The following is a 13524-nucleotide window of genomic DNA, read 5'->3' as shown; positions in this document are numbered from 1 at the left end:
TCATTCATGGAATTCCCTACTATAGAGTCCTATGTTGGTAATACGCCGCTCGTTCGATTACAGCGACTACCCGGTAAAACCACTAATACGATACTGGTTAAGCTGGAAGGTAATAACCCTGCGGGGTCGGTTAAAGACAGGCCTGCATTGAACATGATACAGGCAGCAGAACAACGTGGTGAAATAAAACCCGGTGACACGCTTATTGAAGCCACCAGTGGCAATACCGGCATAGCCCTGGCAATGGCCGCCGCGATCAAAGGCTATAAAATGGTTTTGATCATGCCTGAAAATATGAGCGAAGAGCGGCGGGCATCAATGTCGGCCTATGGCGCTGACATAATCACTGTTACCAAAGAGCAGAGCATGGAGGGGGCGCGCGACCTGGCTCAACAGATGCAGGCGGAAGGCAAAGGTAAAGTGCTTGACCAGTTTTCTAATGAGGATAACTTGCTCGCTCACTACCAGACGACAGGGCCAGAAATCTGGCAGCAAACCGGCGGAACCATCACCCATTTCGTCAGCTCTATGGGGACAACCGGCACCATTATGGGAACCTCTCGTTACCTTAAGGAGCAAAACCCCAGCGTAGAAATTGTTGGCTTGCAGCCCAGTGAAGGTGCATCTATTCCTGGTATCAGGCGTTGGCCGGAAGCCTATATGCCCCGTATCTTTGATGCGTCTGCGGTTGATCAGACCATCGATATGGGGCAGGAAGAAGCAGAAAAAACCATGAAAGACCTGGCTCAGCAAGAGGGGATTTTTTGTGGCGTCTCTTCCGGTGGGGCAGTTGCTGGTGCGCTTCGTTTATCGCAAAGGGTTGAAAATGCAGTAATCGTCGCCATTATCTGTGACCGAGGAGACCGATACCTTTCTACAGGGGTGTTTAATCAATAATGACGTCCCGGTTTACATATAAAGGTTGTTAAAACGCTATGTCATCCTCGCGAATGCGGGGAACCAAGGTTTTGGTTTTTTGGCATAGTGGATTCCCGCCCACCCCAGGGTGCTCTCTCTTGCAGAGCAATTCACCTTGTTCGCGGGAATGACAGGTTTAAAATGGTGAGAGTGAATATCAAGGCTGCTACATCGATATATCATTAAGCCTACATGTCATCCTCGCGAATGCGGGGAACCAGCTTTTGACTAAAGGTACTTGTTACAAATTTGCAGCGGTCATTGTCCTCAAAATCGCGTATTCTGCTTGGTTAAAAAGCAGTATCACACTTACTTTTGTGCTGAATCATTCAAGGCACCGCGTAGCCAAGGCTGTAACGATTAATGGCAAGAAGACCTCAACAAAAAAAGAAAAAAGTACCTTCTGGGTTAGTTGAGTTGACCATTGATTCTCTGACGCACGACGGGCGTGGCGTTGCTCGCCTTAATGGCAAAACCCAATTTGTAGAAGGCGCGTTGGTTGGTGAAACGGTGCGTGCGCGCTACACCAATACGCGCAGTAAATTTGACGAACTAAAAGCAGAAGAGATACTTGTTGCCTCTGATGACCGCGTTAAACCCCCTTGCCCCCATGCGCCGCTTTGTGGCGGATGCAGCTTGCAGTATATTGAACCCGAAGCACAAATAGCGTTTAAACAGTCTGTTTTGGAAGGACAGCTTCGTCATTTTGGCGAAATCACTGCTACGTCATTCCTTGAGCCAATGACAGGCCCTTCAGAAGGATATCGCCGAAAGGCCCGATTGGGTGTCCGCTATGTCGGCCGTCGAGATGAAATGCTGATTGGCTTCCGCGAAAAACGCAGTGGGTCAATTACCGATATTAACCAGTGTATGGTTATGGATGAGCGCATTGGTCGCCATATTAATGCTATCCGCGAATTGGTTCGAGGGTTGGCTGGGCGTCGCGATATTACACATATTGAAGTGGCTGCGGGTGATTCAGATCTCGCCCTGGTTTTCCGTAATATAAACCCTCTCAGTGATGCAGATGTAGAAAAACTGACTCATTTTGGCGAGTCGCACCAACTTCATATCTATCTTCAACCAAAAGGCCCTGAATCGGCGCACAGAATCTATCCGGTAAGTGGAGAGCAACGTTTATCCTACCGTTTAAATGAATTTGACCTGAAGATGAGCTTCCACCCTTTGGACTTTACCCAGGTGAATGCCGATATAAATAGCCAAATGGTGAGTCGAGCCGTTGAATGGTTAGCGGTATCCACTGAAGACAGAGTGCTTGATCTTTTTTGTGGGTTAGGGAACTTTACCCTGCCTTTGGCTCGAAAAGCCCGTGAAGTCATTGGCGTAGAGGGTGATGAGGCGATGGTTGTACGAGGGCGAGAGAATGCCCGCGACAATAACTTCACCAACATAACGTTTTGCGGGGCAGATCTACATTTGGACTTCACCCGTGCTGAATGGGCGAAAGAAGGTTTCGACAAGATATTAATCGATCCGCCTCGTTCGGGGGCCTTTGAAGTGGTTCGATATTTGCCTAAGTTTGGTGCAAAGAGAATTGTATATGTTTCATGTAACCCCGCGACACTGGCGCGGGATGCAGGGGTCTTGGTTGAGCATGGTTACCGAATGGTCAAGGTGGGGGTTATGGATATGTTCCCTCATACCACGCATGTTGAATCAATCGCTCTATTCGAAAAATAACGGTATCGGAATATGTGCCATAACAGAGCAAAATTCCGATTATTTGCGTACTAACGCTTGGACTAGGTATGGTTAAGGTTAGAGAAGATCATCATATTTCGGAAGAAGGTAATGTTGACATCGAACGCTGGATTCAACACTTCTCAGAGCTAGTTAAACTAGATGATATTGAGGTCGTTCGGGAGGCCTGTGAGTTAAGCCTTGAAATTGAGCAGGAAGCTGTAAGGGAAGACCGCCTCTGGGCCAAGGGGCACAATAGTTTTCAAACGGGCCTTGAAATGGCTCAAATTCTGGCGGAGTTAAACCTCGACCAGGAATCAATGGTGGCCGCAATTCTCTATCGCGCAGTCAGAGAAGAACGCCTCTCAAATGCGAGTGTTAAAGAAAAGTTTGGAGAGGATGTTGCCAAGCTAATAGACGGTGTGCAGCAAATGGCCGCCATATCTGCAATCCACACACCCTACAAAGGGTCGGTATTGGGTCAAAATCAGGGGCAGCTTGATAACGTTCGTAAAATGCTGGTGACCATGATTGATGATGTTCGTGTGGTGCTGATTAAGCTGGCAGAGCGAACTTGCGCAATCCGGGCGGTGAAAAATGCCCAGCCAGAGAAAAGACAACGAGTGGCCCGCGAAGTCTTCGATATATACGCACCTCTAGCCCACCGTTTGGGGATAGGTCATATTAAGTGGGAGCTTGAAGACCTCTCATTCAGGTACCTCCACGATACCGCCTATAAAAAAATAGCCAAGCAATTGCGTGAGCGCCGAGTTGACCGGGATGAATTTATTCGTGAGGTGCTCGACACCTTACAGCAAGAAGTTTCAAGATTTGGGATAAAGTCCGAAATTACCGGAAGATCGAAGCACATTTACAGCATTTGGCGAAAGATGCGCAGAAAGAATCTGGACTTTTCACAAATATACGATATTCGGGCGTTCCGCATTTTAGTGCCAAAGGTAAGAGACTGTTACGCGGTGTTAGGCATCGTCCACTCTTTATGGCGCCATATACCGCACGAATTTGATGACTATATTGCCAACCCCAAGGGCAATGGCTACCGTTCGTTGCATACCGCAGTGGTCGGGCCGCATGGTAAAGTCATGGAAGTGCAGATTCGAACCCATGATATGCATGAAGAGGCTGAGCTAGGGGTCTGCGCGCACTGGTTATACAAAGGCACAGACGTTAAGAACAAGTCGAGCGGTTATGAAGACAAAATAAACTGGTTGAGGCAGGTGCTGGAGTGGCAAGAGGAGATCGGCGATGTTTCAGGCCTGGTTGATCAGCTTTCAACTGAGGCCAGTACCGACAGGGTTTACGTGTTTACACCCGAAGGCCATGTGGTAGATCTCAGGCAAGGGGCCACCCCGGTCGACTTTGCATACCGGGTACACACCGAGGTAGGGCATAGCTGTCGTGGCGCCAAGGTTAATGGTCGTATTGTCCCGCTGACTTACCCACTTAAGACGGGTGAGCAGGTGAGTATACTGACTTCAAACAACCCCGCACCGAGCCGTGACTGGCTCAATAGCGGGCTGGGATATATACAGACCTCCCGTGCCAGAGCCAAAGTTGCACACTGGTTTAAAGAGCAAAATCGTGATCAGAATATTATTGATGGTCGTGCCATTCTGGAAGATGAGTTTAAGCGGCTCTCTATTGGTGATATTGAGCTAAACGAGCTGGCAGAGAAGGTGAATTACAAAAGCGCAGCAGACATGTTTGCCGCAGTTGGTGCGGGTGATTTGCGTGCGACTCATGTTGCCAATGTCGCACAAAAGCTTATTGAGCCTCAAGAAGAGCAACTGAGCTTACAACTCAATGTTTATCAGGACGATAAGCCAGCCGACTCGGATATTCAGATCAGAGGGGTTGGTAAGTTAATGACCACCGTTGCCCAATGTTGTCAGCCTGTCCCTGGCGACGCTATAACAGGCTATATCACTGTGGGCCGGGGCGTTTCCATTCATCGGGACGACTGTATCAACCTGCTGCAACTTCAAGATAAAGACCCGAATAGAATTATCGAGGTTTCCTGGGGTAAAAAATCGGAATCCACCTACGCAGTTGATATAGAAATACAAGCTTATGATCGGGAAGGCCTGATACGGGATGTAACCATCATCCTCGCCAACGAGCGTGTTAATGTTATTGGTATGAACACCTATACCGACCGGATGAATAGCACCGCGACGCTGGTGCTAAAAGTAGAGATTAACAGCCTTGATAGCCTGGGGCGGCTGTTATCCAAAATCAAACAACTACCGAACGTTATTGAAGCACGTCGTAAACGAGACAGTTAGGAACAAGGTTCATGAGTAAAGACTACAACATCGAAGACCTTCTTTATCTAATGAACCGCCTGCGGGACCCTGAAAAAGGCTGCCCATGGGATATTAAACAGACATTTGACTCGATACTCCCTCATACCCTTGAAGAGGCGTATGAAGTGGCTGATGCCATTGAGAGAAAAGACTATGATCACCTTAAAGATGAGTTAGGAGACTTACTGTTTCAAGTCATTTTCTATGCTCAAATGGGCAAGGAAGCGTCTCATTTTGATTTTTCAGATATTGTCTCGAATCTGGTGGCCAAACTGGTGCGCCGTCATCCTCACGTATTCCCTGATGGAACCTTACAAAGCGAGTTGGGGGAGGGTGAGAGCATCTCAGAAGCAGAGATAAAACAAAATTGGGAGCGCATTAAAGCCGAAGAGCGGGCACTAAAAGCAAAAAAAGATGCGTTGCTGGCATTGGAGTCGACCCGGCGAGAGTCATCATTTCGCAGTGTTTTAGATGATATACCCACAAATCTACCGTCATTGGCACGGGCAGAAAAACTACAGAAACGTGCTGCTCATTATGCGTTCGACTGGCCTTCAATTGAGCCTGTGTTTGATAAAATACAAGAAGAGCTGGATGAGCTCAAAGAAGCGCTGGCACACCCGGAAAGTGACGCACCAATGCAGCAGAAACACATTATGGAAGAGATGGGGGATGTGCTTTTTTGCTGCGTCAATCTAGCACGTTTCATCAAGGTAAACTCAGACACCGCCCTTAGAGCCACCAATCAGAAGTTTATTAACCGGTTTCAGTTCATCGAAAAAGCACTGCACCAGCAAGGTAAAGTGCTTGGAGAGGTCACGTTAGATGAGCTTGATGAGCTTTGGGATGAAGCCAAAGGCTCTTTTCAAACGCCTCTTAAACGCTCTATTTAGTTCCAGATCAACCCCTGATTCCGCTTCGCTGTACCAAAGCTACAGTGGCGCATAGTAGAGGCTTTCGTAGCCGTGATGAAAGGAGGTACGACTGGAATCAAGGAAGATTGTCCTAGATAAAGAGCAAAAACTATAAATGCGTTATTGATGTAGCGAATCATCCGGATTTAGTAATATTTCTACCCAAAATGCTCTATTTGTGTAGCGCCTTATTTTAGCCCCCACTTTATAGACTCATTTTGAGTTTCCCCAATAAATAGACTTTATAGCAGTTCTTTAACTCCCTTCGTAATCAGAGAACAGCTGTAATCTCAATGTAAAATTGTGTTTCATAACCTACTGATAATAAGTTTTTTAAAACAGATCTTTTGTGTTCAAAAAGATGCCCTCCTGTTGAAATCAGGGCACCTTAAAATTTTCCTCCAAATGTAAAATGTGTAATTTGAGTGTGATGAAGTTGGCATGGCATGTGTGAACTAGTTCTGTTCAAACGGGCGTTTGACATTCGTTTACAACTGACCTGTATCTTTAAATACTCTAAAACTATAAAAAGGCGCCAAATTATTTTTATATAGGTGCGAGCGATGATTGAAAACGGTGATTTAATACTTAATTATCTTGAGCGTTTAGGTGTCGAATACGTCTTTGGGGTTCCTGGAGGAAGTATAGAGCCTCTTTATAACGCCCTGGCAAGGAGCGAACGGAAAGGCGGCCCTAAGGCAATAATCGCAAGACACGAAACGGGCGCGGCGTTTATGGCAGATGGCTATGCCCGTGAGACAGGAAAAATAGGGGTTTGTTGCGCAACTGCAGGCCCTGGGGCAACTAATTTAATTACAGGTGTTGCGTCCGCTTACGCAGATGGAATACCAATGCTTGTTATATCAGCACAAACATCCATAGAAAAGTTTGGTATGGGCTCTCTTCAAGATGCCTCATGTACAGGTATTAATACGCTAGAGATGTTTGAGCACTGCACTCGGTTTAACACTTTAGTCTCGCATTCCGCCCAACTTGAGTCTAAGTTACTTCAGGCTATAAGTTATGCCACTAGTAACCGGCCAGGGCCTGTTCACTTGAGTATACCGCTGGATGTGATGAGAGCTAAGGTAGAAGAGCACCGTATAAATGGCGCTATGCGTGCGTTTATTAACCATGAGGTTGTGCCTAGTCAGCACGCACTGCAACTGGTGCTCAAAGAGTTAGCAACCAAAGAAAAAGTGACAGTTGTTATTGGTGAAGGTGCTGCTGGTGCAATAAATGAAATACTGGCCTTGGTTGAATCTAGAAACTGGCTGTTTGTGACCACGCCAAGAGCAAAAGGGCTGGTCAATAGCTTTCACCCGCAATATCGAGGCGTGTTTGGTTTTGCCGGACATGAAAGTGCACATGAGGCATTACAACCCGAAAATGCAGAGCGGGTGGTGGTAGTTGGAACTGCTCTGGATGAGGTATCGACCAGTGGTTGGGATGAAAGCGCAATTATGTCTGAAAGGCTCATACACTTGTCAGGTAATTCTGAGCACCTGAGCCGCTCATTTATGGCAAAACTGTGTGTGTTAGGTTCTTTAGAGCTAATGCTTAAGCCATTTGCAAACCTGCTTAGAGACCGCCCCAATAAAAAGGAAATCCTTCCATTACAAGATGACATGGGGCTACCCAAGTTTATAAGTATAGAAAAGCGCGATAAGTGCATTAGTACAGATGGCCCAGTTAAGCCGCAGCGGTTTATGAGCCACATGAGTGCCGTATGCCCAGATAACACACGAGTGGCTTTAGATAGTGGTAATAGTTTCTTATGGGGCATTCACTATTGGAACTGTAAACGTCCTTTAGATTTTGACCCTCAGAAGAGTTTATTTCATATTGGTATTGGTTTCGCCTCCATGGGGTGGGCCATTGGCTCGTCGGTGGGCATGGCTGCGGGGGCAAAAGAGAACCCGGTTGTTTGTGTGACAGGTGATGGCAGCATGCTAATGAGTGGGCAGGAAATTACAACGGCACTACAGGAAGATCTTAACCTGTTGTTTGTTGTATTGAATGACTCTGCGCTAGGCATGGTAAGGCATGGCCAAAAGATTGGTGGAGCTGAGAAAATCGGTAATGAATTACCCAATATTAACTTTGCCCAGATGGGGGAAGCGATGGGTATTGAGTCTTATCGTATTGAAAATATGGCTCAACTTGAAGCGCTTGATATACCTGAAATCTTAAGTAGACCAGGCCCTTGCCTGTTAGACGTTATCGTTGACAGGGATGAAATACCGCCGATGGGGGCGCGAATGAAGATTCTTACGGGGGCGGTTTAATGGCTGAAAAAGAACCGGTATTTCATAGTGATATTTGGAACGAAGAGGCTGAACCAAATAACCCTTTTGAGGCCAAATCATGCCATTGTCATGGTTATGATGTTTATGGCGATCTTTTAGGAAAGGCGAGTTGGATAGAGTACCTATTTTTAATGTTTAAAGGTGAGCGTCCTTCAGCTTCTCAGGCTCAGTTACTTGAACACCTTGCGGTTGCTTTTGCCAATCGAGGGCCTCGTGATAATAGTGTTCGGGCCGCCATGAATGGTGGTGTCGGAGGAAGTGTGGCTGCGGGTTCTTTAATGGCAGCTCTGGCGGTCGGAGCAGGGCAATATGGTGGTGCACATGAGGTATATATAGCTGTTAATTTGTGGAAGCAATGTGGGAAGGATATAGATACATGGAAAGAGGGAATTGGCGCTGTACTTGCTGACGAAGAGGTCGACATTTGGTTGCCCATGGAGCACGCGCCAGGTTTTGAGCCTAATGGTTTGACTTGCCCTACACCCGTTCTGAAAACGTTGAACCTATTGTCTCAATATAGTGATGGTGGCGTGCTTAGCTGGCTACAAAAAAATAGGGGGGAGCTAGAAGCATTTACAGGAATTCCATTGGCAATGACTGGGGTTGCTGCAGCGGCATTGTTTGACCTTGGGTTTACTGCTCAGCAGGCAGAAATGCTTTTTCTATTATTTCGGTTGCCGGGGGCTGCTGTGCATGCATTAGAGCAGCAGAAGTTAGGGTGGAAGAAATTTCCATTTTATGGCAATTCGATACATCTAACTGATGATCCTGGGTTTAAAGGGATGCCCAAGATTAAGGGGATCAATATATGACAATTGAAGACTTGGCCCTTAGTGAAAATAAACTTGTCACGAGTATGGGTAAGGCTTATTTATGTGATCGAGTTGTAATGCGTGGTAAAGATTTACATAACGAGCTAGGTCAGCTTGATTGGTTTAGCTTGTATTTCTTTAGTATTACTGGGCGAATGTTAAAAGAGAGTGAGCTTAAACTGCTGAACTTCTTTTGGGTTGGTACGAGCTATCCAGATTCCAGTATTTGGCCAAATCATATTAGTGCGCTAGCAGGGTCATCTAGAAGCACTTCTTCATTATCGTTAATGGCAGGTATGGCTGTATCTGAAGCGTCAATTTATGGTAGACGTCCTGAGAGAAAAGCGCTCGACTTTTTTTATCGGGCCGGTAAAGCTGTTGATAATGGCGTTTCTGTTGAAGATTTTGTGGATGAACAGATAAAACAAAAAAAGACTATTTATGGTTACGGCAGGCCATTGGCAAGAATTGATGAAAGAGTTCCGCATACATTAAAACTGGTTGAAGAACTTGGGCTTGATAAAGGAAAGCATTTAGCCATTGCGCTCAAAGTGTATCATTACCTGAATGATACAAAAGGACTATCAATGAACATCGCTGCAATTGATGCAGCACTAGGAGCAGACTTAGGGCTTTCTCCTGAAGAGTATCAATTGTTCATGAGCCCTTGTTTTATAGCGGGTATGGTGCCTTGCTATCAAGATACTAGGGATAGGGCTGAGGGTAGCTTTTTTCCTGTGAGGTGCGAAAAAATTATTTACAGCGGGCACCCTATTCGAAAGTGGTAATTTTGTGGAGAATGCAAGATGAAAAGGTTTACAGACAAAGTCGTAATTGTAACGGGGGCTAGCTCTGGGATTGGTCGGCAGGCAGCGATTGAGTTTGCGAGAGAAGGTGCAAAAGTTGCTGTCGTTGCGAGGCGTGAAGCTGAGGGCACAGAAACGGTTGAAATAATTGAGCAGAATGGAGGTACTGCTATATTTATAGCTGCTGATGTCTCAAATTCGAGCGAAGTCAAGAATATGGTTAGCTCAGTGGTTGAGCAGTTTGGGCGGCTGGATATTGCATTTAATAACGCGGGCGTCGCTGAGGGAATTGCCAATACTGTTGACCTTAGCGAAGATGAGTTTGATCGGGTAATCACCAGCAATTTAAAGTCAGCATGGCTGTGTATGAAATACCAGATTCCTGCTATGTTACAAACCGGTGGAGGAGCTATAGTAAATATGGCATCTGTTTGGGGGGTGTTGGGTACTTCCATGGGGGTTCCAGCATACGTGGCAAGCAAGCATGGAATTATTGGCCTGAGTAAAGCAACGGCATTGGAGTTTGGTCAACAAGGTATTCGTGTAAACTGCATAAGCCCTGCATGGGTGCCTACAGAAGCAAATTCTCCAGTGCTAGATAATCCAGATATTTACCCACAAATACTTGCTCAGCACCCAATTGGGACTTTGGGTACCACTTCAAATGTAGCTGACGCTGTAAAATGGATGTGCTCAGAAGAGGCATCTTGGTATACGGCACAAAACTTGATCTTGGATGGTGGCTACAGCGCACAGTAAAGAAGTTGGATGCGAAGGAAGAGAGATACTGTCCTTCGCATCTCCAAATAGCCTAGAAGTTGTAAGCTATCTCTCCATATAGACTTATACCCGCCATGGGGTAATCGCTAGGTATTCCACCAACGGCACTAGGCTCTACTACGCTTTCATCAAAAATATTCTTCACCATGAGCGTAGCATCTAATTTATCAACCACGTTTTGTTTGCGCAGTGTGACGTCTACAGTAATGTAATCATCTACTGGAGTATTTCGTGTGTCGCTTGCCGCGCGCTTTTGCTCTCCAACCCAGTTTATCTGTAACGATGATTGCCACTGAGGCATGAATGACCACTCAGTTCGACCATAAACTTGGTTATTTGGGGCTTCTCCCACAAGCTTATCGGTGTTGTCATCTGTTGCTCTTTGGTATGCGTAGTTAGCAATGATTCTTAGTTCAGAGGTAGGGTCATACTGGAGTTCAAATTCACCGCCTTTTCCGGTTCGCTCACCAATATTCTGTGCGATATTGCCTCCTGTACTTGGGACAAAATCTATATAGTCATCAATTGAATAGTAGAATAAATTCACACTGTATAGCCACTCGCGGTTAACTTGCTGTGATAGTGCAAGTTCATAGGTGTCGATTGTTTCTGGTTCTAGGTCTGAATTGCCCAATGCAACTGGATTCGCAGTCGCAAATAGTTCAGCAATACTTGGTGCGCGGAAAGCTCTGCCATAGAGTAGTTTAGTGGTAATACTATCTGTAGTCGCCCAGATTAGTGCTGCACGAGGATTTACCGTATCGCCAAAATCGGAATAATCATCATAGCGGACACCGGTCACCAACTGCCAATTATCGGCGACCTGCCATTCATCTTGAATAAACAGGTAGTAACTGGTGCGATCTTTTTCAGGGAGAAAGACCTCACTTGTATCGCTAACATCGGTTAATCCACTGGCTTTAGGTTGAAGCAGAGGGCCGGCTGGGGTGAAAGCAACGTCAAAGTTCTTGCTTTCTTTCGTTTCGTAAAGATCTCCCCAAAAGAAACCGGTTCCAATGCGAAGGTGATGATTGTCTATACCCCGATAAACACTGCTAAGGTCGAAGCGAGCTTGTTCTTCTTTGTACTCTGGTTCACCAATGATGCCATTATTGAATGTTGCAAGTGTACTGCCCGGAGGAGAGGCCGATAAATCTGGCCAAGCAGTACCCGCTGGAAAAAGCACCGAACCCTTTTCTACCTCTTGTGTGTTGTAGAAATAGCTGGCCCTTGATTCAACATCAAAGCCGGGAGCAACGTCTTTAAACAAGTAAGAGATATCTGTATTAATACGATTACTTGCAAATTGGCCTACGGGGTCAAGAGATTCAGAAACGCCTGGACCGGTTTCGACATTGAAACGGCCTTGGTAGCCTACCCGAAAGCGCAAGTCATCCTTCTTAATATCCAGCCGCATATCGGTGCTCTTTACGCCAGTATTTACACCACCAGGAGCAAGAGAAGCATTTGTCCCAAATGCGCTATCTAAGTTGGATTGAATATCTTGGTCAACTTGTTCGTGTTGGCCGTCTGTTGTTTGGTACTCCAAGACAAAGCCAATGTCCAAATTGCGATCTGTGGTAAAACCTGTCTGCACCCAACCCGCTTGGGTGTTGAAACTACCTGCTCGTAGGCCTGCCTGAGTGCCGTTAATATTATTTCGGTCTTTGGTGACAATATTGATGACACCTGCAAAAGCGTCTGCACCATATAGAGCAGACCCAGGCCCTCGAATCACTTCGATTCTTGAAATGGTTTTAATCTGCATACCTCCCCACACATTACCCCGGTTACCAAATGCAGCTGATGTGACTGGTATGCCGTTAACGAGCATCAATGCCTGTGGATTTAGTAGGGAGGTAATGCCGCGAAAGGTGTATTTAGGGGTGTATGTTTGGTTTGAACGGTTTACATGTAGGCCGGGTACTGTTTCGAGTACCTGATCAATATCCGTTGCCCCCATGGCAATAATATCGTCTTCGGTAATAACGGTCGCCACTGCTGCTGCTTTATCAAGGGGGGTTTCTGTACCTGTTGCCAGGCTGGTAACTCGCACCTGTCCAAGTTCGTCTAACGGTATATCCCACAAACTATCACTTCCACCAAACGGGTCGTCATTGGCGGTAGCGACTCCGCTGGCCAGCGCTATAGAACAAGCCAAAAGCCTGGGAAGGGGTGAAAAAGAAACAAAAGGGGAGGGCGTTCGACCAACGGAAGGAGTTACAGGCTTTTTAATCATTGCTACACCGCTATACACACTAAGTCGTTATCAAAAGCATTGTGGCGCTGTTATGGCTATTGTTTCACAATACTTTTTTATTATTGTTTTATATTCCATTACTACTGAGTATATCGGTTTTTTTATATTTGGCTATGCTTGTAGTGTGCTAATTTAATGATTTTGCGGGTTTTTTTATAACGTTTAGAAATATGACTTCGGAGTGATTAAATTATTAGTGCTATATGTATGGGGCGGTGTTGGTTGTATCTTCATGACAATGTGCTAGGTCTGTGTAGCATTGTATGTCAAGTTTGAGGCTAAATCGAGAGCTTTTGTCTCCCCAATAAATTCTGACATGTAACGCGTGAGTATTATGAGGGTTTCAAAGCCCGTGCTGGTAATCTCAACGTTGGTCATTCGTTTCTATATTTCCGGCTTTAAAACGCTCTCTAAGAGACGATTTTGCTTTTTCAGTGCTCATTGTTTTTCCGCTTTTGATGTCCCTTTCGGAAAAATTCATTAACTTTAGCAAAGCAATGCCTTCGTCGCGGAGTTGTGCCTGTTTTTCGGACTCGATTCGGTATACAGGTTTTCCGCTTTGCGTAATTACCATGGGTTCATCAAGCTCAAGGTTTGCTGCGTTTTGTTTCAAGTAACTAATAGTTTCTACTCTCATAAGACAAGGCCATCCACTTTGCTGTGTAGTTTTATTATAGACTATGAGCAGTCTGCTTTG

Annotated in this window: 10 protein-coding genes; 8 read left to right on the top strand and 2 right to left on the bottom strand. The window is 45.8% G+C overall.

What is annotated here, in order from left to right:
• Nucleotides 1-6: 6 nt before the first annotated feature.
• The 8 genes from cysM (at nt 7) to MY523_RS11390 (ending at nt 10546) form a co-directional block, all read left to right on the top strand.
• Nucleotides 7-897 (top strand): cysteine synthase CysM, encoded by an 891-nt coding sequence (gene cysM, locus MY523_RS11425; RefSeq protein ID WP_250654831.1) that lies wholly within the window; start codon nt 7-9, stop codon nt 895-897.
• A 384-nt stretch (nt 898-1281) separates the two neighbouring features.
• Nucleotides 1282-2619, top strand: a complete 1338-nt coding sequence (gene rlmD, locus MY523_RS11420) for a 23S rRNA (uracil(1939)-C(5))-methyltransferase RlmD (protein WP_250654830.1) — start codon at nt 1282-1284, stop codon at nt 2617-2619.
• Nucleotides 2620-2687: 68 nt separating this feature from the next.
• On the top strand, nt 2688-4925 hold the full coding sequence (relA, locus tag MY523_RS11415) for a GTP diphosphokinase (RefSeq protein WP_250654829.1): 2238 nt from the start codon (nt 2688-2690) through the stop codon (nt 4923-4925).
• An 11-nt stretch (nt 4926-4936) separates the two neighbouring features.
• Complete coding sequence (gene mazG / locus MY523_RS11410; RefSeq protein ID WP_250654828.1) at nt 4937-5839, top strand: nucleoside triphosphate pyrophosphohydrolase; 903 nt, start codon at nt 4937-4939, stop codon at nt 5837-5839.
• A gap of 584 nt (nt 5840-6423) precedes the next feature.
• Complete coding sequence (locus MY523_RS11405) at nt 6424-8148, top strand: thiamine pyrophosphate-binding protein (protein ID WP_250654827.1); 1725 nt, start codon at nt 6424-6426, stop codon at nt 8146-8148.
• On the top strand, nt 8148-8981 hold the full coding sequence (locus MY523_RS11400; protein WP_250654826.1) for a citrate synthase family protein: 834 nt from the start codon (nt 8148-8150) through the stop codon (nt 8979-8981). Before MY523_RS11405 ends, MY523_RS11400 begins: the two co-directional genes overlap by 1 nt.
• On the top strand, nt 8978-9769 hold the full coding sequence (locus MY523_RS11395) for a citrate synthase family protein (RefSeq protein ID WP_250654825.1): 792 nt from the start codon (nt 8978-8980) through the stop codon (nt 9767-9769). The genes MY523_RS11400 and MY523_RS11395 overlap by 4 nt, the downstream gene beginning before the upstream one ends.
• Nucleotides 9770-9787: 18 nt before the next feature.
• Complete coding sequence (locus tag MY523_RS11390; RefSeq protein ID WP_250654824.1) at nt 9788-10546, top strand: glucose 1-dehydrogenase; 759 nt, start codon at nt 9788-9790, stop codon at nt 10544-10546.
• 52 nt (nt 10547-10598) lie between these two features.
• Here MY523_RS11390 and MY523_RS21810 read toward each other — a convergent pair whose 3' ends face one another.
• Together MY523_RS21810 and MY523_RS11370 are read right to left on the bottom strand one after the other, a co-directional pair.
• A complete protein-coding gene (locus MY523_RS21810; protein ID WP_256470527.1) occupies nt 10599-12806 on the bottom strand; it encodes a TonB-dependent receptor plug domain-containing protein in 2208 nt (735 codons plus the stop codon).
• Between the two features lie 385 nt (nt 12807-13191).
• Nucleotides 13192-13464, bottom strand: a complete 273-nt coding sequence (locus MY523_RS11370) for a type II toxin-antitoxin system Phd/YefM family antitoxin (protein ID WP_250654823.1) — start codon at nt 13462-13464, stop codon at nt 13192-13194.
• Nucleotides 13465-13524 lie beyond the last annotated feature (60 nt).

Source organism: Alkalimarinus coralli (assembly GCF_023650515.1).
GTDB lineage: Bacteria > Pseudomonadota > Gammaproteobacteria > Pseudomonadales > Oleiphilaceae > Alkalimarinus > Alkalimarinus coralli.
The sequence above is the reverse complement of the archived record's forward strand: the minus strand, read 5'-3'. Positions and strand labels throughout refer to the sequence as shown.

Bases quoted from the DNA above. Each gene is read 5' to 3' on its own strand.
- MY523_RS11390 (WP_250654824.1), top strand. From the start codon at position 9,788: ATGAAAAGGTTTACAGACAAAGTCGTAATTGTAACGGGGGCTAGCTCT.
- relA (WP_250654829.1), top strand. From the start codon at position 2,688: ATGGTTAAGGTTAGAGAAGATCATCATATTTCGGAAGAAGGTAATGTT.
- MY523_RS21810 (WP_256470527.1), bottom strand. From the start codon at position 12,806: ATGATTAAAAAGCCTGTAACTCCTTCCGTTGGTCGAACGCCCTCCCCT.
- MY523_RS11395 (WP_250654825.1), top strand. From the start codon at position 8,978: ATGACAATTGAAGACTTGGCCCTTAGTGAAAATAAACTTGTCACGAGT.
- cysM (WP_250654831.1), top strand. From the start codon at position 7: ATGGAATTCCCTACTATAGAGTCCTATGTTGGTAATACGCCGCTCGTT.
- mazG (WP_250654828.1), top strand. From the start codon at position 4,937: ATGAGTAAAGACTACAACATCGAAGACCTTCTTTATCTAATGAACCGC.
- rlmD (WP_250654830.1), top strand. From the start codon at position 1,282: ATGGCAAGAAGACCTCAACAAAAAAAGAAAAAAGTACCTTCTGGGTTA.
- MY523_RS11405 (WP_250654827.1), top strand. From the start codon at position 6,424: ATGATTGAAAACGGTGATTTAATACTTAATTATCTTGAGCGTTTAGGT.
- MY523_RS11370 (WP_250654823.1), bottom strand. From the start codon at position 13,464: ATGAGAGTAGAAACTATTAGTTACTTGAAACAAAACGCAGCAAACCTT.
- MY523_RS11400 (WP_250654826.1), top strand. From the start codon at position 8,148: ATGGCTGAAAAAGAACCGGTATTTCATAGTGATATTTGGAACGAAGAG.